Annotated in this window: 20 protein-coding genes; 5 read left to right on the plus strand and 15 right to left on the minus strand. The window is 56.1% G+C overall.

Annotated elements, in window-relative coordinates:
* Positions 1-20 precede the first annotated feature (20 nt).
* The 9 genes from HF931_RS10695 to HF931_RS10735 form a co-directional block, all read right to left on the minus strand.
* Positions 21-470 carry an ion channel gene (locus tag HF931_RS10695; RefSeq protein ID WP_034827464.1) on the minus strand — a complete coding sequence of 150 codons (450 nt, stop codon included), beginning with the start codon at positions 468-470 and terminating at the stop codon, positions 21-23.
* Entirely contained in the window at positions 467-1,810 is a 1,344-nt protein-coding gene (locus tag HF931_RS10700) for an APC family permease (protein ID WP_273240075.1), read from the minus strand. The genes HF931_RS10695 and HF931_RS10700 overlap by 4 nt, the downstream gene beginning before the upstream one ends.
* Positions 1,807-2,307 (minus strand): DUF411 domain-containing protein, encoded by a 501-nt coding sequence (locus HF931_RS10705; RefSeq protein WP_034827461.1) that lies wholly within the window; start codon positions 2,305-2,307, stop codon positions 1,807-1,809. Before HF931_RS10705 ends, HF931_RS10700 begins: the two co-directional genes overlap by 4 nt.
* Before the next feature lie 17 nt (positions 2,308-2,324).
* A complete protein-coding gene (locus HF931_RS10710; protein WP_273240077.1) occupies positions 2,325-4,550 on the minus strand; it encodes a copper-transporting P-type ATPase in 2,226 nt (741 codons plus the stop codon).
* 53 nt (positions 4,551-4,603) lie between these two features.
* Positions 4,604-4,858 (minus strand): hypothetical protein, encoded by a 255-nt coding sequence (locus tag HF931_RS10715; RefSeq protein ID WP_034798659.1) that lies wholly within the window; start codon positions 4,856-4,858, stop codon positions 4,604-4,606.
* A gap of 135 nt (positions 4,859-4,993) precedes the next feature.
* Positions 4,994-6,088 (minus strand): DUF2231 domain-containing protein, encoded by a 1,095-nt coding sequence (locus tag HF931_RS10720; RefSeq protein WP_084391413.1) that lies wholly within the window; start codon positions 6,086-6,088, stop codon positions 4,994-4,996.
* 9 nt (positions 6,089-6,097) lie between these two features.
* Entirely contained in the window at positions 6,098-6,901 is an 804-nt protein-coding gene (locus tag HF931_RS10725; protein ID WP_034813580.1) for a copper resistance protein B, read from the minus strand.
* Positions 6,898-8,739, minus strand: a complete 1,842-nt coding sequence (locus HF931_RS10730; RefSeq protein WP_084391414.1) for a copper resistance system multicopper oxidase — start codon at positions 8,737-8,739, stop codon at positions 6,898-6,900. The genes HF931_RS10725 and HF931_RS10730 overlap by 4 nt, the downstream gene beginning before the upstream one ends.
* A 58-nt stretch (positions 8,740-8,797) precedes the next feature.
* Positions 8,798-9,184 (minus strand): hypothetical protein, encoded by a 387-nt coding sequence (locus HF931_RS10735; RefSeq protein WP_034813575.1) that lies wholly within the window; start codon positions 9,182-9,184, stop codon positions 8,798-8,800.
* Between the two features lie 126 nt (positions 9,185-9,310).
* On the opposite strand from HF931_RS10735, the gene HF931_RS10740 reads away from it, so the two are divergent.
* Positions 9,311-10,659 (plus strand): IS3 family transposase gene (locus tag HF931_RS10740; RefSeq protein WP_095380815.1). Its coding sequence is split into 2 segments (ribosomal slippage): positions 9,311-9,644 and positions 9,644-10,659, totalling 1,350 coding nucleotides; the frame shifts between segments, so codons are not numbered across the junction.
* A gap of 200 nt (positions 10,660-10,859) precedes the next feature.
* Here HF931_RS10740 and HF931_RS10745 read toward each other — a convergent pair.
* On the minus strand, positions 10,860-11,270 hold the full coding sequence (locus HF931_RS10745; RefSeq protein ID WP_084391392.1) for a MerR family transcriptional regulator: 411 nt from the start codon (positions 11,268-11,270) through the stop codon (positions 10,860-10,862).
* Between the two features lie 137 nt (positions 11,271-11,407).
* Here HF931_RS10745 and HF931_RS10750 point away from each other — a divergent pair, with 137 nt between their 5' ends.
* Together HF931_RS10750 and lspA are read left to right on the plus strand one after the other, a co-directional pair.
* A complete protein-coding gene (locus HF931_RS10750) occupies positions 11,408-12,067 on the plus strand; it encodes a cation diffusion facilitator family transporter (protein WP_084391393.1) in 660 nt (219 codons plus the stop codon).
* Positions 12,064-12,567 (plus strand): signal peptidase II, encoded by a 504-nt coding sequence (gene lspA / locus HF931_RS10755; RefSeq protein ID WP_084391394.1) that lies wholly within the window; start codon positions 12,064-12,066, stop codon positions 12,565-12,567. The genes HF931_RS10750 and lspA overlap by 4 nt, the downstream gene beginning before the upstream one ends.
* Positions 12,568-12,655: 88 nt before the next feature.
* Here the strand turns inward: lspA and HF931_RS10760 are convergent, their stop codons facing one another.
* Positions 12,656-14,032 (minus strand): multicopper oxidase family protein, encoded by a 1,377-nt coding sequence (locus tag HF931_RS10760; protein WP_198943683.1) that lies wholly within the window; start codon positions 14,030-14,032, stop codon positions 12,656-12,658.
* A gap of 217 nt (positions 14,033-14,249) precedes the next feature.
* Positions 14,250-15,598, minus strand: a protein-coding gene (locus HF931_RS10765; RefSeq protein WP_095380815.1) for an IS3 family transposase whose coding sequence is annotated in 2 segments (ribosomal slippage) — positions 14,250-15,265 and positions 15,265-15,598 — 1,350 coding nt in all. Because the reading frame shifts where the segments join, the coding sequence is not laid out codon by codon here.
* A gap of 176 nt (positions 15,599-15,774) precedes the next feature.
* Between HF931_RS10765 and HF931_RS10770 the strand changes: the two genes are divergently transcribed.
* Positions 15,775-16,368: a hypothetical protein gene (locus HF931_RS10770; RefSeq protein ID WP_084394437.1), complete on the plus strand. Its 594-nt coding sequence runs from the start codon at positions 15,775-15,777 to the stop codon at positions 16,366-16,368.
* Positions 16,365-17,306 (plus strand): nucleotidyl transferase AbiEii/AbiGii toxin family protein, encoded by a 942-nt coding sequence (locus HF931_RS10775; RefSeq protein ID WP_013301472.1) that lies wholly within the window; start codon positions 16,365-16,367, stop codon positions 17,304-17,306. The genes HF931_RS10770 and HF931_RS10775 overlap by 4 nt, the downstream gene beginning before the upstream one ends.
* A 142-nt stretch (positions 17,307-17,448) precedes the next feature.
* On the opposite strand, the gene HF931_RS10780 is transcribed toward HF931_RS10775, so the two are convergent.
* The 3 genes from HF931_RS10780 to HF931_RS10790 form a co-directional block, all read right to left on the minus strand.
* On the minus strand, positions 17,449-17,883 hold the full coding sequence (locus HF931_RS10780) for a hotdog fold thioesterase (protein ID WP_035550405.1): 435 nt from the start codon (positions 17,881-17,883) through the stop codon (positions 17,449-17,451).
* A 104-nt stretch (positions 17,884-17,987) separates the two neighbouring features.
* Positions 17,988-18,854 (minus strand): SDR family NAD(P)-dependent oxidoreductase, encoded by an 867-nt coding sequence (locus HF931_RS10785; protein ID WP_273012773.1) that lies wholly within the window; start codon positions 18,852-18,854, stop codon positions 17,988-17,990.
* 45 nt (positions 18,855-18,899) lie between these two features.
* The gene (locus HF931_RS10790; RefSeq protein WP_273240087.1) at positions 18,900-20,375 is read right to left on the minus strand and encodes a flavin-containing monooxygenase; all 1,476 of its coding nucleotides are present in this window, start codon (positions 20,373-20,375) and stop codon (positions 18,900-18,902) included.
* Between the last annotated feature and the right edge of the window lie 62 nt (positions 20,376-20,437).

The raw sequence follows: 20,437 nt of genomic DNA on the forward strand, positions 1-20,437 counted from the left end.
GTGTGTGAACAGGTTCCGAGTTAATCCGATGCTTGAATTCCGCCTGAAGTTGGACCATCCATTTGGTTTCGCATCAGGAGGAAAATGAAGGATGCCGAGCACGAAATCAGCAGGAAACCATTGAGTGATTCCAGTCCCGCCAGGAACCGCGAATGTCCGGTTGGATAGATATCGCCCAGCCCAAGCGATGTGTAGTTGACGAGGGAGAAATAGAATATGTCCATGAACCCGTCCGCTTCGCCGCCCTTGAAACCACCCAAGTCAAAGGCATCCAGTAGCGTAAAGCTGGTTGCATAGAGCGCTGCCTCAGCGAGGTGCGCCAGGCCTGCACCTACGATACCCGAAACAACGATCGGGAGACCTGAACGCGCTTCATGGTTCAGGCGTCGGTGCAGATGCGCCAGTGCGAGATAATGCACCGTGCTTGCCAGCACAAAAGTGAGCAGTCCGATCAAGGTTGCAATGATCATGAATGGGCTTTGTGCTGGTTGTTTCCGGACTCCTCTCCGGGAGGATTGTCGCGGAGACGTTTCAGAAAGAAATGCTCGAATGAAAAGACTACAACCATGCCGAAAGCCGCGATCAGGATGATGACTGGATCGGCTTGCCACTTCAGGAGGAGGAAGGCGATCAGGACGACGGCATCGAGCGCTATCGCACAGATAAGGATTGCAGGTGCGGCGCCGACATCCTTTCTCAAATGCCGGAAGACGCCCCAATGGATAATGATATCCATGACCAGATAGAAGATTGCGCCAAGCGAAGCGATGCGACTGAGATCGAAGAAAGCCGCGAGCAATCCGGCAGCCACAACCGTATAGACGAGCGTATGACGCTGTACCGTTCCGGGCATGCCGAAATGTCTATGCGGAATCAGGTTCATGTCGGTCAGCATGGCGAGCATGCGGGAGACGGCAAACAAGCTGGCAAGCAGGCCTGAAGCTGTCGCGATGATCGCAATCGTTACTGTGAACCACAATCCATAGTTTCCAAGTGCTGGCCGGGCCGCTTCGGCGAGAGCATAGTCCTTCGCCGCAACAATCTCCGAGACAGTGAGGGTTGATCCGACAGCGAAACAGACAAGGAGATAGATGAAAGTGCAGATCGCAAGCGAGATCATGATGGCCCGCCCGACATTGCGGGTCGGTTCCTTCACCTCGTCGCCACTGTTCGTGATGGTGGTGAATCCCTTATAGGCCAGGATGGCGAGCGCGACGCCGGCCAGGAATCCACCGGCAGATGTGCTGTCAGCGAAACCATCTGCTGCTGGCTGGAAGCTGAATCCGGCAGCCCAGATCGCAATAAGCGCGAAAATCAGTATGCCACCAATCTTGAGAATAGCCGTGACCTTCGATACGCCGCCGATCACCTGATTACCGGCAATATTTATCACGAAAGCCAGGATAATCAGTCCGATTGCCAGCAAGGGGACGAATATGCCGCCCTCGACGCCAAACAGCTGCAGCGTGTACGTACCGAACGTGCGGGCGACCAGGCTTTCATTGATGATCATCGAGAACGCCATCAGCAGGGCGGCGCTTCCGGTCACGGTAGACGGGCCGTAAGCGCGGCGGAGTATCATCGCGATGCCGCCGGCGCTAGGATACTTGTTGGAGACCTTGATATAGGAATAGGCGCTGAAGCCGCTGATGATGGCTGCCGTGAGGAAGGCGAGCGGAAACAGGTCGCCGGCAAATTCAGCGACCTGACCGGTCAGGGCAAAGATGCCGGCACCGATCATCACGCCCGTCCCCATGGCGACGGTGCCCGCCAGCGTCAGTGACCCTTGCTTGTAGTCATCCTCACTCATGGTCTTGCCTGTTCGGAGACCAATTGCGTTCCCCGATAGGAGGCATATGTCCTGGCATCCTCTCCAGAGAAGATGATGACATCATACCGATCTGGCGCGTTCGGTGTTTCCATGCCGGGAGAGCCTTGCGGCATGCCGGGCACCGAGACGCCGTTGACGTCAGGCTTTTCTTCGAGCAAGCGTCGTATTTCCCGAGCGGGAACGTGACCTTCAACGACATATCCGTCGACTTCTGCGGTATGGCAACTCATCAGTTCATCCCGAACACCAAGCCGTGACCGAATGGGTGTCAGGTCCTCTTCCTCTTTCACGATGACGTAGAAACCCTCGTCATGCAGGTGGTCCACCCAGGCGGCGCAGCAACCGCACCATGGCGTCTTGTGTACAGTGACTGTTTGCGCGTTGGCTGCGGGTGACGCGGAGAAGAGCATCACGCCCGCTATCAGGGCTGCAATCATCAGCGCACCGAGCGCGCTCATAGCAAGTGGTCTGGACATGTCTGTGCTCCGGAAAATTAGAGTTTAAGGGTTCTCAGCCGCAAGGCGTTGCCGATAACAGATACGGAGCTGAAACTCATGGCGGCCGCCGCGATCATCGGGCTCAGTAACAAGCCGAAGAAGGGATACAGAATGCCAGCGGCAACCGGCACGCCAAGCGTATTGTAGAAGAACGCGAAGAACAGGTTCTGGCGGATGTTGCGCATCGTGGCGTGGCTGAGCTCCCGGGCCTTTGCGACCCCGATCAGATCGCCTTTCACAAGCGTTACACCGGCACTCTCCATGGCCACATCGGTTCCGGTTCCCATGGCGATTCCGACATCCGCCTGAGCGAGCGCGGGCGCATCATTTATGCCGTCACCGCACATGGCCACGCGGGCACCGTTCTTCTGGAGTTCGGACACGATCCGATGCTTGTCTTCAGGCGAGACGTCGGCGTGAACCTCATCGATGCCGACCTTGTCGGCGACCGCGCGTGCTGTCGTCTCATTGTCACCTGTCAACATCACAATCTTCAACCCTTCGGCATGAAGACGTCTGATGGCTTCCGGTGTCGTCTCCTTGATCGGGTCCGCCACAGAGACAAGGCCTGCCGGTTTTCCGTCGACGGCGGCGAACATAACCGTCTGGCCTTCGGTGCGGTACTGGTCAGCGCGTGTCCCGAGGTCGTCAGACCAGCCCCCGATCCGCTGCATCATCTTTCTGTTGCCGATGGCGACGATTTGGCCGTCGACGCTTGCCTGCGCACCTTCGCCAGTGACGGATTCAAATCCGTGCGCATCCTTGTGAGGCGCGCCCTTGCCTTTTGCGCCACGCACGATCGCGTCGGCAAGTGGGTGCTCGCTCAAACGTTCCACCGCGGCTACGAGACTAAGCAACGAGGCTTCGTCGAAGCCTTCGCCTGGCTGGACGCGTACCAGTTCGGGGCGTCCGAGCGTCAACGTCCCGGTCTTGTCGACCACGATCGTATCGACCTTCTCAAGCGTCTCCAACGCTTCAGCATTCTTGATCAGGATGCCGTTGGACGCGCCCTTGCCCGTGCCGACCATGATCGACATCGGGGTTGCCAGACCTAGCGCACAGGGACATGCGATGATCAGGACGGCAACGGCATTCACGATCGCAAAAGCCATCGCCGGGTCGGGTCCGAACACGGCCCACACGACAAAGGTCAGGATTGCAATTCCAATAACAGCCGGAACGAACCAGGCAGCGACGAGATCAGCGAGCCGCTGGATTGGAGCTCGGGACCGCTGAGCGGCGGCAACCATTCGGACAATCTGGGACAAGAGCGTGTCTTCGCCCACATGTGTCGCCTTCATAACGAGCGACCCGGTTCCGTTGACCGTGCCGCCGGTCACACGGGCGCCAGCGGCTTTTTCGACGGGCAGGGGTTCGCCGGTGACCATGGACTCGTCAACCGACCCATGGCCGTCGACGACCTCGCCATCGACCGGGATCTTCTCACCTGGCCGGACCCGCAGCTTGTCGCCAGACTTTACATCCGCGAGATCGACATCCTGTTCGCTGCCATCGTCAGCAATCCTGCGCGCAGTAGCAGGGGCAAGCTCCAGCAGTGCACGAATGGCTCCTGAGGTGGCGTTGCGCGCGCGCAGTTCGAGCACCTGGCCAAGTAAAACCAGCGTAACGATGACGGCGGCCGCCTCGTAGTAGACTGCTACCGCGCCGCCATGCCCACGGAATGAATCGGGAAATATGCCGGGCGCGAATGTTGCGACCAGGGAATAAATATAGGCCACGCCGACGCCCATCGCGATCAGGGTGAACATGTTGAGGTTGCGTCGCTTCACGGATTGCCAGCCGCGCACGAAGAAAGGCCAGCCGGCCCAAACGACAACGGGAGTCGCGATCAGGGCCTGAAGCCAGACACTCCATGTCGGATCAATCCAGTGCCTGAGCGGGCTGCCGGGAATCATTTCGCCCATGACAAAGGCGAGCAGTGGCGCCGAGAAGACAAGGGCGACCCAGAAGCGCCGCGTCATGTCATCCAGTTCGCTGGTATCCTGCTCGGCCGTCACCGTTTCCGGTTCGAGCGCCATGCCGCAGATCGGGCAGCCTGTATTGGCAGTTTCGCGTACCTGCGGATGCATGGGACAGGTCCAGACGGTGCCGGCATAGCCGATCGGAACCTTGTCATAGGCATCATCGGGCTTCTCTGGAGCGGCCTGATCGTTGTGATGGCACGCATGTCCGGAATGGGCGTGAGAAGTGTCGTTGGTCATGGCTCTGACTCTTTCAGCAGGAGTGCTTCACAGGATGAGGGTATGCATCACTTTTATGCGCTGCTGTTTCGGTTGAAGAAGTTGAACAAGGGAACGAACAGAAGGGCGATGTACCAGCCATAGAGATAGCTCTCGACAAGGCCGATCAGGAAACCAGTCAGCGTTCCAAACTCAAATCCGGGCAGTAGATCCTGCCATGCTGGATGCATGTGAAGGCTGGACGGCGTCACACTCCCCCAGCCGACGCACAGCAAATAACTGACGAGCAGGAACAGAGACAGCGAGTGTCCGACGGGGATAATTTTCATTCTGACCTCCAGCGGTCCAGGCAAGAGCAAGTAGGACAGTCGTAGTATAATACCCCTAGGGGGTATATTCAATATCATCGCCGCTTGCCGGTTGCTTTTCAACTTGGCCGGCAAGCGGCAGTTTGGATTTCCTCCTTATCGCGGCGCACGGGAGGACGAGTGCGTGTGAATGACCTGCCAGGTGCCGGCGACCTTGCGGAACAGCACCGTTTGTTTCCCGATACGCTCCAGGCGTTCGCCATCGGAGCTGAACGTTCCACTGATCGCTGTGTCCGCGACAGCCCATGCAAAGTCACTTCCCTCGAATTGCACGTCTATATTCGAGAAGTCGAGTTCGAGATCCGGAATGGTATCTTTTTCGGGCTCGACATGATTTTCGACAAGGTCGAGCAGGCCAGTATTCTCGCCGCCTGACTCAAAGTACCGGGCGCCTGACCAGTCGAGAAAGTTCTGTCGGAACAGTTCGCCATCGCCGGTCTCCCAACCGGTTTCGATCGCGGCCATGATATCCAGGATCGCCTGTTCATCAGTCGAGACCGGTTTGGTGTCGTGATGGCCGTCGGAGTTGTCGTGTCCGGCGGGGACCGTGCCTGACATTTCTCGATCAGCTGCACCGTCGGTATGGTCGTGATCATGTCCATCGCCGCTCGCCGATGATCCATCCATCGTGTCGGATGGAGGCGCTCCGTGAGCGTCTTGATGATCGTCTGTTGAATTTACGGTGCCTTGGTCGCCATGACCGGCTCCGCCGCCATGATCATGATCGTGGCCTGGCCCGCTGGCTTCAGGAAGGGTCTGCACGCCAAGTCCGTACTTGTAGACAATTGTGCCTCCCCACCACGCTGTAACCGTCAAAAGACCTGCCACCGCCAGGGCACTGATCGCAAATACCGGGCCGGGCGACGAGGCCCTTCTCAGCCAGCGCCAACCGGCGAGGGCCAGTAATGCGAGGCCCGTGGGAACAGCCCAGTTGCGATGGGTTGTCATCGCTTCATGGGACGGCGCATCGTGAGCAACGCTGTAATAGGCCTGAAACCCGGCCGCGATGGTGGCCAGAACCGCCAAGGCAGCCAATGCCAGCATCCAGTCGGCGGCCGGTCGAAGGCTGTCGCGCCAGCGGCCTGCAGGTACGAGGAGGCCAGCCACATATGCCAAGGCTGCAGATGTGCCGAGGGCATAGGTAAAATGCACCAGCACGGGGTGAATATTGGGTTCTATGAAACCGCCCATTTTGTTCTCCTAATACCAGGTCCGCAGGCCCACGAGAAAGACGATATCGTCGCCTTCACCGCCTGCGGCTTTGATCATGTCGCGTGTCTCACCGAAGGCGCTTTGCCATTCGACGCCGACATAAGGCGCAAACTCCCTCCTGATTTCATAACGAAGCCGCAAGCCGGCATCGAGTGTGCTAAGTCCCGCGCCCGTTTCCCTTTCCGGTATGTCCTGCGCGGAAAGATTTGCTTCGATCCGAGGCTGCAAGATCAACCGCTGGGTCAGGAGCAACTCATATTCAGCCTCGATGCGGGCCGTTACATCGCCTTTTTCACTGAGAAAGGCGGAAGCGTCGACTTCGAACCAGTAGGGCGCCAGACCATTCAGTGCGACGACCCCATGCGCGAGACTATCCGGTTCGATGTCGTAGCGAACGCCCGCCTGAACATTCCAGAAAGGCGCAACCGCGCGGGAATAGAGCGCCTGGATCTCGGCATCATCCACGCCCTCTCCATTCAGAGAGGCGCGGCCCTCGCTCTTGAACCAGAGCTTGTTGATATCGCCCCCATACCAAGCCTGTCCGTTCCAGTACAAACTGTCGCCCTCGTCAGACATCTGAGCCTCGAGCTGGTTGAAGAGGATGTAGAAGCTCTTCTGGTCTCCGCCTTCCGCAAGAACGTCCCGGCGAGCGTCCGCCATTGCATCCTCGCCGTAGATGGCGTCGGCCTGATCCCAGGGCGGGGTTTGATTTGTGTCTTCCGCGAACGCGCTGCCGGTCGCGTAGAGCGCGAAGCCGAGGAGGAGAGGGGCTGCCAAATTCGGTTTCATCATGATTTTCCCTCCCCATGGTTCATGCCGTGATGGTCCATGGGCATATTCATCTGACCTGCCGGCATTTTTTCAGCTGGTGTCGTATCGTCTGCTGGCGGAATGACGCTGACGACCTGCATCATGCCAGCGTGCATGTGGTAAAGCAGATGGCAGTGGAACGCCCAGTCACCGACATGTTCTGCGGTGATGTCGACGCTGACCCTGTCTGCAGGCTTGACCGTTACTGTGTGCTTGCGCGGCATGTGATGACCACCGCCATTCACGAGATCGAAAAACATGCCGTGCAAATGGATCGGGTGTGGCATCATTGTATCGTTTACGAGCGTCAGGCGAACACGTTCACCCTCGTAGAACTTGATTGACTCGGTTACCTCGGAGAATTTTACACCGTCAAACGACCACATGTAGCGTTCCATGTTCGACGTCAGATGAATGACAATTTCGCGGCCAGGCGGGCGATGGTCCTCATTCATGTCGAGCGCGCGAAGCTGGTTGTAGGTGAGCGTGCGGTGGGGGACATCATCAAGCCCGAGACCGGGTTCGCCCAAGCGGCTCATCGTCATGCCTGATACTTTTGCGACACCGGGGCCGCGCTCTATATCTGCTTCAATCTTGACGGGCTGGACCGCCGGACCATGAGGATCGGGCATCATCGACATGGCACCCATGTCGTGGCCTTTCATGTCATCCCCGGCCGTCGCGGTGTCCGGACCATGATCCATTCTCCCCATGCCTGACATGCCCGCCATGTCTCCATGGGCCATTCCCATGTCCCGCATGGTCAGCATCGGCACAGCTCGAAGCGCAGGCGCATCGACCCGCATACCGGCACGCGGGCCGAGCGTGGCGACGGCCTGGCCGGAGCGGTCGATCGATTCGGCAACAAAGGCGTAGGCGCGCGCTTCGGTCGGCGCGATGATGACATCATACGTCTCGGCCACGCCCATCTGGAACTCGTCGGTCTCAACCGGCTGGACATTCAGACCGTCGGCCTGGACCACCGTCATCGGCAAGCCCGGGAGGCGGACATTGAAGAGGGTCATGGCGGAGGCGTTGATAATGCGCAGGCGAACCCGCTCGCCCGGCTGGAAAACCATATTGAAATTATCGGCCGTCGAATGGCCATTGATCAGGTAGGTGTAGGTTTCGCCGGTCACGTCTGCGAGATCGCGCGGGCTCATTCGCATCTGCCCCCACATGCCGCCAAGTCCGGTTGGGTTCGACAGGGTCGGGCGGTTGAAATTCAGGCTCTCGGCATTCTTCTTGAGCTTGTCGAAGATCCGGTGCGGATGCGTGAAACTCCAGTCGCTGAGGACGAGCACATATTCCCGGTCATAAGCCACTGGGTCTGTACCTGCCGGATCTATGACGATCGGACCGTAATGGCCGAGTTGTTCCTGCAGACCAGAATGGGAATGATACCAGTAAGTGCCATTTTGCGGCACCTTGAATTGATAGTTGAACGTTTCGCCCGGTTTGATGCCCGGGAAGCTGACGCCCGGCACGCCGTCCATATGGAAGGGGACAAGCAGTCCGTGCCAATGGATCGAAGTGTCTTCGGCAAGCCGGTTGGTGACGTTCATTGTAACGTCATCGCCCTCGCGCAACCGCAAGAGCGGACCGGGAAGTGTGCCATTGATTCCGGTTGCCATACCGACTTTGCCGTTGAGCCTGACCGGGAACTGCCCGATTTCGAGGTCGAAGCGCGTGCCCGAAAGTGAGGGCACACCAAGGTTTCCGTTGCTGGAAGATTTTGCCCAAGCGGGCAGGAGGCTGCTTGCCCCCAAGGTTGCGCCGGTGCCGAGCACCGTCTGCAACATACGTCGTCTGTTCAACATAATCGTCTCCATGAGGTGAATTTATGCAATCGGGCTGCTAATGCAGCGACGCACGAAATCAGCTCAGGGAACGCACCTTCAATGTGACTGGCGTTTGTTGCAGCAGGTAACTTCGGACCTCAGGCCAGGGCGTGCGGACATTGACGACGCGCTTCCATGCGTGTTGCCATGAGGGTGTAGCAAGCCCGATGGGCGTCGTATCGCCTAATACGTGCTGGACCGGGTTCGCCGTCTTGTCGGCTTGGGCGACCGTTGCTGTCTGAAGCTTGCAGTGATCAGTCTCATCATCGCAGGGCGCCTCAGGCCCATCGGCGGGCGCCTGGTGAGAATGAGCGGTGAACTCGGTTGCCATGCTATTCGTCGCCGACATATCGACGGGACACGCGCAGAGCACCTGCGACAGGCTGAAAAATACCGTCACGAGAGTTGCGACAACAAAGTTCATGACTACCACTTATACCCCATAGGGGTTTAAATCAAGAAAGTGTTCCCCGTCAGCGACCATGAGACAGATCGGCCAAATTGCTTAAGGAGGATTTCTGGCACATCGTAGCCCGCCAAGGGAGCGAAGATGAGACAGAAATCCGGGCCGGAAGGATCGGCCGAAAAACATGTGAAAGAGATACGCCGTAAGACCCGGCGCAAATTCTCTGCCGAAGAGAAGATCCGCATTGTTCTGGAAGGCCTGCGCGGAGAATATTCGATTGCCGAACTGTGTCGGCGTGAGGGGATCGCCCAGGGCCTTTATTACACCTGGTCGAAGGAATTCCTCGAAGCGGGAAAGAGGCGGCTCTCCGGCGATACCGAGCGCCAGGCGACGTCCGGTGAGGTGAGCGGCTTGAAGCGCGAGATGCGGGATCTGAAGGAAGTCGTGGCCGACCTGACGCTGGAAAACCGCATTCTGAAAAAAAGCGTGATCGGGGATGGGGAGGATACCGAATGAGATACCCTGCCTCTGAGAAGCTGGAGATCATCCGGCTGGTCGAACAATCACACCAGCCGGTGAAGAAGACACTGGAACAGATCGGCGTGTCACGTCCGACCTTCTATCGCTGGTATGACCTTTACCGGCGGTTCGGTGAAGCCGGGCTTGAGGATCGGCGCAGCGGCTCCGGCCGGGTCTGGAACCGCATCCCGAACGAGGTGCGTCAGCAGGTACTGGAAATGGCCCTGGATCAACCGGAACTATCTCCCCGGGAATTGGCGGTGACGTTCACCGATGAGAAGCACTACTTCGTCTCCGAGGCCAGTGTTTACAGGCTTTTGAGGGCGCACAACCTGATCACGAGCCCGGCTTTCATCGTGATGAAAGCGGCTGATGAGTTCAGGGAGAAGACCACCGGGCCGAACCAGCTCTGGCAGACCGACTTCACCTATCTGAAAGTGATCGGCTGGGGATGGTTCTATCTCTCCACCGTGCTTGACGACTTCTCCCGCTACATCATTGCCTGGAAGCTCTGTACCGGCATGGCGACGAGCGATGTGCAGGATACGCTGAACCTGGCGCTTGAGGCTTCCGGACTCGATGAAGTAAACGTGATCCATCGCCCAAGACTACTCTCAGACAACGGACCTTCCTACATCTCTGGCGATCTGGCTGAGTATCTTGCCGACAAGGGAATGAAGCATACGCGCGGCGCGCCGTATCATCCCCAGACCCAGGGCAAGATCGAGCGCTGGCATCAGACCCTGAAAAACCGCATCCTGCTGGAAAACTACTTCCTGCCGGGAGACCTCGAAGCGCAGATCGACGCGTTCGTTGGCTACTACAACCACCAGCGCTATCACGAGAGCCTGAACAATCTCACTCCGGCAGATGTCTATACGGGCCGCGGCCAGACCATTCTGCTGGAACGTGAGAAAATCAAAAGGAGGACCATGAAACTACGGCGCTTGCAGCACGCCCAATCCGCTGCTTAACTCAACCCAGATGCGCCAGACCCTCCTTAAGTCAGGCAGCCTGAAGTCTCAAATACCTGACGACGGACAGCCATTCCGCTAGAAAAGTGATCATCCGCGGCGATATTGAACGAGCCCAATCGGCCTGTTTGGTAGATTGTCTAATCCCTACAGCTGCTAGAGAGTCAAGAGGTGAATTCCTACTTTAACCCATTGAGCGATCAACGTGTTGCTTTGGTGATGCTCTCCATTATCGTGCACGTCGCTACTTCGCCTCCGGCACAGGACACAATCATATCTTTCAATTCCTTTTTAAGGGCGCGCAATTGCTTCAGACGCTTGTCCACTTCTCCAAGATGGTGACGGGCAACTCGGTCTACTTCCAGGCAATCTGCATTAGGAGTCAATTGAAGGTCAATGAGTTCCCTAATGGCTTCGATTGGAAAGCCGAGATCACGGCATTGCCGAATAAAGAGCAGCCTATTGGACGACGCTTCGTCATAAACTCGCTGTCCACCTGATGTGCGTCCCGGTTCAGGGAGCAGTCCGATAGACTCATAATACCGTATTGTCGTGATTTTTACCCCGGAGAGTTTTGATAACTGCCCAATTGAACGGTTTTGGTCTGGCATTTCATTTTTCCCCTTGAACCTATAGCAGCTATAGGGTGCAACGAACTAAATCAATGAATGAAACAGACAAGTTTGACGGTCGTAACGCCGTTCCATGAAGCTGTTTTCGCTCAAATGTTAGGAGGAGAGGATAGGCTATGGCGGATGATGATTGCTGCGGAGTTGATGAAGAACAGATCCGTTCACCCGGTTATCGCCGAGCCCTATGGATCGTTGTTGCCTTGAATGTGGGCTACGGCGTCATAGAGCTTTTCGGGGGCTTCATGGCCAATTCTCAGGCGCTGAAAGCAGATGCCCTCGATTTTTTAGGCGACGGGTCGATCACATTTCTCGGGCTACTTGCGATCGGTTGGTCGCTGGCCTGGCGGGCGCGGTCTGCATTCATTCAAGGCATCTTTCTCGGCCTGCTCGGGCTTTGGGTGCTCGCCTCTACCGTTCTCAAGACCCTCACGGACACACCTGTTGAAGCCGGCTTAATGGGACTTTTCGCGTTAGTTGCCTTGATCGTGAATCTCATCGCTGTCCTGCCTTTGCTGCCTTATCGCGACGGTGACGCCAATATGCGCGCTGTGTGGCTTTTTTCACGCAATGATGCGATCGGCAATGTGGCTGTTATCATCGCCGCAGGTCTGGTTGCCTTGACGTCTACTCGCTGGCCCGACCTCATCGTGGCCTTCCTGATTGCGGCTTTGTTTCTTCATTCGGCGTGGAACATTTTGCGCGATGCGCGTCGCGATCTAAGTGTCGTCACGTCCCGCAAGACAGACCCGTTGGCGAGTGAGGCAAACCCAGAATGACGCAGCACGTTCGTTGGCTGGGAACCTCTATCGCGGTAGTGATCCTGATCGCCGACCTATCCACAAAAGCCACTATGATACCCTATTTGACCGAGTCCGGCGGCTTGGTTGAGCTGCTCCCGTTTGTAGATTTGAGACTGGGGTATAATCGCGGCGTCAGCTTCGGTCTGCTAAGTTCAAACAGCGAGTGGGCGCCATGGGCACTGGCTTTCATCGCGTTCATCGTGTCTGCTTATTTGGCGATGCGGTTGTGGCGCGCCACGTATAAGCATGATGCAATCTGGGCCGGATTGATCATCGGCGGCGCTCTGGGCAACGCCATTGACCGTCTGATTGACGGCGTTGTTACAGATTTCATTGATATTCATGTTTTAGGATTTCACTGGCCAACCTTCAATCTCGCTGACATCGCCATTGTTCTTGGTTTAGCAATAGTGATGTTGAAAGGTATGAGACCTTCAGAGAAACAGATAGTTGCAAATCAAGATACTATCGGTTGAATAGGTTGGGTGAGCGCTCATATGAAGCTTCCAATCAAACAGGATAGGAGATCGGGATAACCACTCGGTCTGTTAGGTATTGTATGGATTATGTTTCGACGACGAACTGCCCCATCATCCCGGCATCTTCATGTTCGAGTATATGACAATGGTACATGTAAGGTGTATCCGGGTCTGCATAATCTTTAAATGACAACAGCAACCGCACGCGCTCGCGCGGCGCTAGCAGTACAGTATCCTTTAAGCCGGTTTCGTGCTGAGCAGGGGGCCTACCATTGCGGTCCAAAATTCTGAATTGGACATCATGTACGTGAAACGGATGAGGCATCCAAGAAGCGTTTTGGACTTCCCAAATTTCCGTCGTATTCAACTTCACGCGCTCGTCAATACGGCCCATATCCATAGAACGGCCATTTATCGTAAACCCATTTTCTGCCCGCATACCCATCCCCATTCGGAGCACAAATTGACGCATTTTTACGGCACTTCCTGGATCGATAGCGGCGTGTTTCTTGAAGGTTGTGGGTACTGGCGGAGAGGAGTCTAGGTTTGCGTTGGGGACGATAAGTAAGACGTTGAAAGCTGATGTGTCTGTATCCCTGCGATTATTACCACGCCACCATCGGTCGCCCATCATAGCGCCATCCATCATACCCATTCCATTCGTTGTGGATGCAGCTATCAACTGCCGTGGCTGACCATAGCGCATATCAACGAGGATCTCTGCACGCTCTCCCGGCGAAAGCCTTAACTGCGACATTTCTAAAGCGGTCTCTAAATGCCCCCCGTCGGATCCAATCATCAAAAAGGTTTGTCGGTCCGCGAACTTAAAGTCATAAATGCGAGCATTCGAGCCGTTAAGCAATCGTAGGCGCAAAAGCTCAGTCTTGCTCTCAAAAACAGGGTCAACCACACCATTGACGAGCAAGGTGTCGCCCTGCATTCCCATCATGATGTCATGCATAGATCTTAAATACACTAGCTCGCCATTATTCCCGAACAGTCTGTCCTGAACGATCAACGGCACGTCATCGACGCCGTAGGTATTAGGTAAGTCAGGTTCAAGTCGATTGGGATCTTTTACGATAATGGGACCCGCAAGGCCGCGATACACTTGCGGACCGGCTTGTTTGTGGGCGTGAGAGTGGTACCAGAAAAGGGCGGGCTTTTGGCGTACTTCAAACTGCGCGGTCCAGGTCTCACCCGGTGTTATCGTCTGGTGTGGTGTGCCATCATATTTGGCCGGCACGTGGAAACCATGCCAGTGAAGTGTAGTATCTTCTTGCAGCGTGTTGTTGACATTGATTTTTACAATAGATCCGACATCCATTTGAAGCGTTGGACCGAGATAGGCCTGATTTACGCCGATAGTGGACGTCGAACGGCCTTCAAAAAATGTTGAAGTTCCATTTTGGATTTTCAGATTATATTCTGTGTAAGCGCCATTCTTTGTTCCGGAAAGCAACTGAGGTATTTTGAGAAGGTTCCTATCAGAGTTATGCGGACTTTGGGGATAGCCTGCTTGCCCACACGCTGCTAAGGACAATGAGAGCCCGCCCATACCCCATAACGTGTCTCTTCGAGTCAGCACAATTTAGTCCTTTTTGATGGACTGTCCGTCGTCAGGTATTTGAGACTTCAGGCTGCCTGACTTAAGGAGGGTCTGGCGCATCTGGGTTGAGTTAAGCAGCGGATTGGGCGTGCTGCAAGCGCCGTAGTTTCATGGTCCTCCTTTTGATTTTCTCACGTTCCAGCAGAATGGTCTGGCCGCGGCCCGTATAGACATCTGCCGGAGTGAGATTGTTCAGGCTCTCGTGATAGCGCTGGTGGTTGTAGTAGCCAACGAACGCGTCGATCTGCGCTTCGAGGTCTCCCGGCAGGAAGTAGTTTTCCAGCAGGATGCGGTTTTTCAGGGTCTGATGCCAGCGCTCGATCTTGCCCTGGGTCTGGGGATGATACGGCGCGCCGCGCGTATGCTTCATTCCCTTGTCGGCAAGATACTCAGCCAGATCGCCAGAGATGTAGGAAGGTCCGTTGTCTGAGAGTAGTCTTGGGCGATGGATCACGTTTACTTCATCGAGTCCGGAAGCCTCAAGCGCCAGGTTCAGCGTATCCTGCACATCGCTCGTCGCCATGCCGGTACAGAGCTTCCAGGCAATGATGTAGCGGGAGAAGTCGTCAAGCACGGTGGAGAGATAGAACCATCCCCAGCCGATCACTTTCAGATAGGTGAAGTCGGTCTGCCAGAGCTGGTTCGGCCCGGTGGTCTTCTCCCTGAACTCATCAGCCGCTTTCATCACGATGAAAGCCGGGCTCGTGATCAGGTTGTGCGCCCTCAAAAGCCTGTAAACACTGGCCTCGGAGACGAAGTAGTGCTTCTCATCGGTGAACGTCACCGCCAATTCCCGGGGAGATAGTTCCGGTTGATCCAGGGCCATTTCCAGTACCTGCTGACGCACCTCGTTCGGGATGCGGTTCCAGACCCGGCCGGAGCCGCTGCGCCGATCCTCAAGCCCGGCTTCACCGAACCGCCGGTAAAGGTCATACCAGCGATAGAAGGTCGGACGTGACACGCCGATCTGTTCCAGTGTCTTCTTCACCGGCTGGTGTGATTGTTCGACCAGCCGGATGATCTCCAGCTTCTCAGAGGCAGGGTATCTCATTCGGTATCCTCCCCATCCCCGATCACGCTTTTTTTCAGAATGCGGTTTTCCAGCGTCAGGTCGGCCACGACTTCCTTCAGATCCCGCATCTCGCGCTTCAAGCCGCTCACCTCACCGGACGTCGCCTGGCGCTCGGTATCGCCGGAGAGCCGCCTCTTTCCCGCTTCGAGGAATTCCTTCGACCAGGTGTAATAAAGGCCCTGGGCGATCCCCTCACGCCGACACAGTTCGGCAATCGAATATTCTCCGCGCAGGCCTTCCAGAACAATGCGGATCTTCTCTTCGGCAGAGAATTTGCGCCGGGTCTTACGGCGTATCTCTTTCACATGTTTTTCGGCCGATCCTTCCGGCCCGGATTTCTGTCTCATCTTCGCTCCCTTGGCGGGCTACGATGTGCCAGAAATCCTCCTTAAGCAATTTGGCCGATCTGTCTCATGGTCGCTGACGGGGAACATTTATTGTCTTTGTTGTGCATGACTTTTTAATAAGAAATGTTGCATAATATGGAGCATGACCCCTATATTGTGGGTGATGGAGACAGAACATGACCGCGCTTGCAAAACTAAAAAGGAAATTGCGCCCCGGACAGGTGTACCGGCGCAAGGAGCTTGCGACCTGGTCAAACGCTGTCGATCGACATGTTGGACAGCTGCTTGACGAAGGACGCCTCGAAAAGGTTGGGGCAGGGCTCTATATGGCTCCGAAGAAAACTCGGTTCGGGCAGGCACCCGCCAAGCCGGAGAAGCTGGTTGAGTCATTCCTGGGGGATGACCGGTTTCTTATGGTTTCGCCAAACGCCTATAACAGCCTCGAATTGGGAACGACGCAGCTCTACAATGAGCCGGTAGTTTATAATCGCAAACGGCACGGCCATTTCGAGCTGGATGGCCGACGCTATGACTTCCGCATGCGGACCTCTGTTCCTTCAAACCTCAGCGAAGAATTCCTCCTGGTGGATCTGTTGCACAACCTCGATCGGCTTCCCGAGGAAAAGGCAGCAGTGCTTCCCAAGGCACTTAGGCGTGCGCGACGTATGGACCGCGCGCGACTGTCACGTGCGGTGAAGGATTTCGGATCGGCGCGGGCTGCAAGGCTCCTCAAGCCTGTATTGAACCCTGATCAGGCAACCGCCGCGTGACCCTCCTGCACGCACTGCCTGATTTTGCCGACCTCATCGCTGTTGCTGCGCGAAACAACACTATCGATCCGGGCCTCATCGAAAAAGACTACTGGTTGATGCACTGCCTCTGGGGACTGCAGCAGCTTGACTATAAGTTTGAGCTGAAAGGCGGAACTTCGCTGTCAAAGGGATACGGCCTCATCGACCGTTTTTCGGAAGACATCGACATCCTGATCCACCCAGAGACCGACCTCCAGTATGGCCCAAACCACAACAAGCCTGCGCAGGTAAAGGCGCGTCTCGAATTCTTCAACGGTCTGGCCGAAGCCATCAAAATTCCTGGCATTATCGAAGTGGTCCGCGACGAAGAGTTCGACGACACACGCCACTATCGCGGCGCAGGCATTCGATTGAAGTATGAGTCGGTGAATCCACTGCCAGAAGGGCTGAAGGCAGGCATCCTGCTCGAAGTCGGGTTCGACCAGGTGGCGCCGAACCGGCCATGTACGATTTCGTCCTGGGCTTACGAACTTGCAGTCGAGAGTGGGATTGCAGACCTGACCGACACCCGCGCGGTCGATGTGCCTTGCTATGAGCCGGGCTATACTTTTGTCGAAAAGCTCCAGACCATCTCAACGAAATTCCGAAAGCAGCAGGCGGACGGCGACATGCCTGTCAATTTCATGCGCCACTATTATGACGTGTACTGCCTGCTCGCTGACGCCTCAGTGAAAGAGTTCATCGGAACAGACGCGTACAAGGACCACAAGGCCAAAAGGTTCCGCAAGGCAGATGAACCGGACCTCACCAGGAACGAAGCCTTTCTGTTGAGCGACGCAGAAACGCGAAAGGCGTACGCGGACGCTTATGCGAAGTCACGAGCGCTTTACTACAGGGAGCCTGCACTCTTTGACGATATTCTGGCACGCATCAGCCGGCGCCTGCCGGAACTTTGAATGATCGTTGCTCGCAGGGAAACCTCTAACCCTCTGAAATAAAAGGAATTACTAGCTTACTCTTTTGTTGGGTGCGCCCTCCCGCACCCAACAAGCCCCTGATATCCTCGCGGATTTCGGGGGCTTTTCCTTTGGTGCCTGTTCAGGCGCGTTTGGCCGGGATGACCGCTACGGTAAATCGCGAAATACAGACCAGTCGACCGTCCTCATCCACGATGCGGATAGACCAGATCTGAGTTGTTCGGCCCAGCGCCTCTGGGGTTGCCTTCGCATACACGTATCCGCTCATGACCGGGCGGATATGGTTGGCATTGATTTCAAGACCGACACCGACCTGTTCACTGGAATCAAGCGTGAGGTTGGACGCAATAGAGCCAACGGTTTCTGCCAGGGCCACTGACGCGCCACCATGCAGGCGGCCGTGAGGCTGAACCGTGCGGCCATCGACAGGCATCCTGGCAGTCAGCGAATTTTCTGTTGCGTCAATGACTTCAATCCCGAGGTGTTCAACCAGGGTAGGTGACTCGTAATGTGTGAGGGCTTGCGGTTGCGGGACCCCATTCTTCCAGATCGACATGTGTGATGCTCCGAAACTTGATGCTTTCGAAGCAGACTTAGCAAACAGATTCAGGCGCGTCGCCGATGCCCCAAAGGCAAGCAGGTTGGAGGGGTGCCGTGAATTCAGGCTTTGGAAGTGAGCTTGCGTTGAATGCGTTTCGTCGCGTTGGAAATGATCTTCGGATAGGATGCGGGCAGTAGACGTGCGAGCCGGTCCAAATGCTTGGCCTGCGGCGTGACAATGATACGGCACTTGCCCTTGGCAACGCCGTTGAGGATATCCATCGCCGCGGCATCCGCTGGATAAGTCAGGAATTTCTTTTCGTAGACCGACAGCACTTTCAAAGCCTGCTCGCGTTCTTCTGGCGTCATCTTTGCGAGATCTGCTTCCTTCGCTTTGGCGATGTTGGTTTTGACGCCGCCAGGGTGGACCACGACCACCTGCAGATTCGCGCCGGAAAACAGGGCGTCCGTCCGGATGGCTTCTGTAAGGCCACGGACTGCAAACTTGGTCGTGCAATAGATGGCGACGTTCGGCTGTGCGACGAGGCCATTCAGACTGGAGATATTGACGAGAATCCCTGAACCGCTGCTTTCCAGGTGGGGCATGAAGGCGCGCGAGGCGTGCAGAACCCCCATCAGGTTGATGTCGATGACTTTCTGGATGGTTTCCAAAGGCGTGTCGGCTATGGAACGTCCGCCACCGGATATTCCGGCATTGTTGTAAAGTTGGTGGATTGCGCCAAACTTGCTGAGAATGGCATCGGGGTAGGCATAGATCGCAGCGCTGTCGGACACGTCCAGAATTTGACTGTGCAGTTGCACGCCCTCTGCGTGCAGCATCTGTTGGGTTTCATCGAGGCCGACAGGGTCAATGTCCGAAATTGCCAGACGAGCGCCGGCGCGTGCCAGTGCGAGGGCCAACTCCCGACCGATACCACTGCCGGCACCGGTGACGACGCAAGTCTTGCCTGCATATGTCTTGATCATCTGACGTATCCTGAATGTCTTGAGCTGGATTGGCGGTTGGAATGGCTAGAAAAGCTCCAGGGCCGGGTCGATAACCTTGCCCCGTTTGAACAGGGCAATATCTGTCGTGTAGTCAGACGACATCTCCCACGGATAATCATCTCCCTGTTTCGGCATTGAAGCGACCGCGCGTTTGACGTAGCCGGCGCCAAAATCCATCAAGGGCCGTGTAACGATCTCCCCTTCAGGGCGTCGAGGAATGCAGACTGTTTTGCCCTGGCGGTCCATTTCCTTCAGCAGTTTGCAGAGATAGCCGCACACCAGCCCAACTTTTAAAGTCCAGGAGGAATTGGTGTAGCCGATCGCGAAACTGTAGTTTGGGATACCGTCGAGCATCAGGCCTTTGAAAACCAGGTGATCAGATACGTCGACCGGTTTTCCGTCTACGGTGAAGTCGATACCGCCCATCATCTTTAGCTTCAGGCCGGTCGCAATGATGATCGCATCTGCATCTACATGTTCGCCCGACTTCATCTGAATTCCGGCAGGTGTAAACCGTTCAATATGACCGGTCACGATAGATGCCCGCCCGGCAGAAATATCCTTGAAGAAGTCGGCATCTGGAACAGCGCAGAGCCTTTGGTCCCACGGATTGTAAGGTGGCTTGAAATGCACATCTACGGGATAGTCGGCTGGCAGATGTTGGCGGTTCAGCTTACGGATCAGCCGTCGCGCGCGGTTAGGGAATTTCTGGCAGTACAGATAGAACCAGCGCTGTACGCGCGTGTTTTTCCAACGGGTCAGCCCATAGGCGACCTTGGGCGGCAACCATTTTTTTAACCAAAGCGCGACCTTGTCCTGTTTGGGGCGCGGCATGATATAGGTCGGGGTGCGTTGGACCTGAACGACGTGTGCAGCCCTGTCTGTCATGGAGGGCACCAGCGTGACCGCGGTGGCTCCACTTCCGATTATGGCAACGCGCTTTCCGGAATAGTCGAAGTCTTCAGGCCAGAATTGAGGGTGGATCTTCGGGCCGTGAAAGGCATCCTCATCCTCGAACGCTGGTCGGAAGCCTTCGTCATAGTCATAGTAACCGGTCGCGCCGAAAAGCCAGCGGCATTTGCGGGTCTCGCGCGCGCCGGTCTGGCTATTTTCGATTGTGACTGTCCACAACGCTTCATCACTTTCCCACGACGCGCTGACGACTTTCCGATTATAGGAGATCCGCTCCAGCACGTTGTGCTCTTCGGCGGCTTCCTTGAGATAGGACATGATCTCCTCGGCCGATGCGAGGGCGTTCGGACTGGTCCAGGGTTTGAAGTCGTAGGAGAAGGTGTAGAGATCGGAGTCCGAGCGGATGCCTGGATATTTGAACAAGTCCCAGGTCCCGCCAAACGTCTCACGCGCTTCCACAATTTCCCAGCTCTTGCCGGGTAGTTCACGCTGCAGGTAGCACGCGCAGCCAATTCCAGAGATACCAGCGCCGATGATCAGCACATCAATCGGTTCAACAGAGAAAGCGGGATCGGTTTCAATTGGCATAGAGGCCTCCATCAGACCACACGATCTATTAGTTCTGTGTGGAATGGGATGTGCACATCATA

The sequence above is a fragment of the Hyphomonas atlantica corrig. genome, from assembly GCF_017795365.1.
Lineage (GTDB): Bacteria > Pseudomonadota > Alphaproteobacteria > Caulobacterales > Hyphomonadaceae > Hyphomonas > Hyphomonas atlantica.

Excerpts from the sequence above, each read along its gene's own strand:
- HF931_RS10745 (WP_084391392.1), bottom strand. The coding sequence starts at position 11,270 with ATGCCAGACCAAAACCGTTCAATTGGGCAGTTATCAAAACTCTCCGGG.
- HF931_RS10700 (WP_273240075.1), bottom strand. The coding sequence starts at position 1,810 with ATGAGTGAGGATGACTACAAGCAAGGGTCACTGACGCTGGCGGGCACC.
- HF931_RS10730 (WP_084391414.1), bottom strand. The coding sequence starts at position 8,739 with ATGTTGAACAGACGACGTATGTTGCAGACGGTGCTCGGCACCGGCGCA.
- HF931_RS10770 (WP_084394437.1), top strand. The coding sequence starts at position 15,775 with ATGACCGCGCTTGCAAAACTAAAAAGGAAATTGCGCCCCGGACAGGTG.
- HF931_RS10735 (WP_034813575.1), bottom strand. The coding sequence starts at position 9,184 with ATGAACTTTGTTGTCGCAACTCTCGTGACGGTATTTTTCAGCCTGTCG.
- HF931_RS10725 (WP_034813580.1), bottom strand. The coding sequence starts at position 6,901 with ATGATGAAACCGAATTTGGCAGCCCCTCTCCTCCTCGGCTTCGCGCTC.
- lspA (WP_084391394.1), top strand. The coding sequence starts at position 12,064 with ATGACGCAGCACGTTCGTTGGCTGGGAACCTCTATCGCGGTAGTGATC.
- HF931_RS10705 (WP_034827461.1), bottom strand. The coding sequence starts at position 2,307 with ATGTCCAGACCACTTGCTATGAGCGCGCTCGGTGCGCTGATGATTGCA.
- HF931_RS10710 (WP_273240077.1), bottom strand. The coding sequence starts at position 4,550 with ATGACCAACGACACTTCTCACGCCCATTCCGGACATGCGTGCCATCAC.
- HF931_RS10790 (WP_273240087.1), bottom strand. The coding sequence starts at position 20,375 with ATGCCAATTGAAACCGATCCCGCTTTCTCTGTTGAACCGATTGATGTG.
- HF931_RS10750 (WP_084391393.1), top strand. The coding sequence starts at position 11,408 with ATGGCGGATGATGATTGCTGCGGAGTTGATGAAGAACAGATCCGTTCA.
- HF931_RS10780 (WP_035550405.1), bottom strand. The coding sequence starts at position 17,883 with ATGTCGATCTGGAAGAATGGGGTCCCGCAACCGCAAGCCCTCACACAT.
- HF931_RS10720 (WP_084391413.1), bottom strand. The coding sequence starts at position 6,088 with ATGGGCGGTTTCATAGAACCCAATATTCACCCCGTGCTGGTGCATTTT.
- HF931_RS10785 (WP_273012773.1), bottom strand. The coding sequence starts at position 18,854 with ATGATCAAGACATATGCAGGCAAGACTTGCGTCGTCACCGGTGCCGGC.
- HF931_RS10715 (WP_034798659.1), bottom strand. The coding sequence starts at position 4,858 with ATGAAAATTATCCCCGTCGGACACTCGCTGTCTCTGTTCCTGCTCGTC.
- HF931_RS10695 (WP_034827464.1), bottom strand. The coding sequence starts at position 470 with ATGATCATTGCAACCTTGATCGGACTGCTCACTTTTGTGCTGGCAAGC.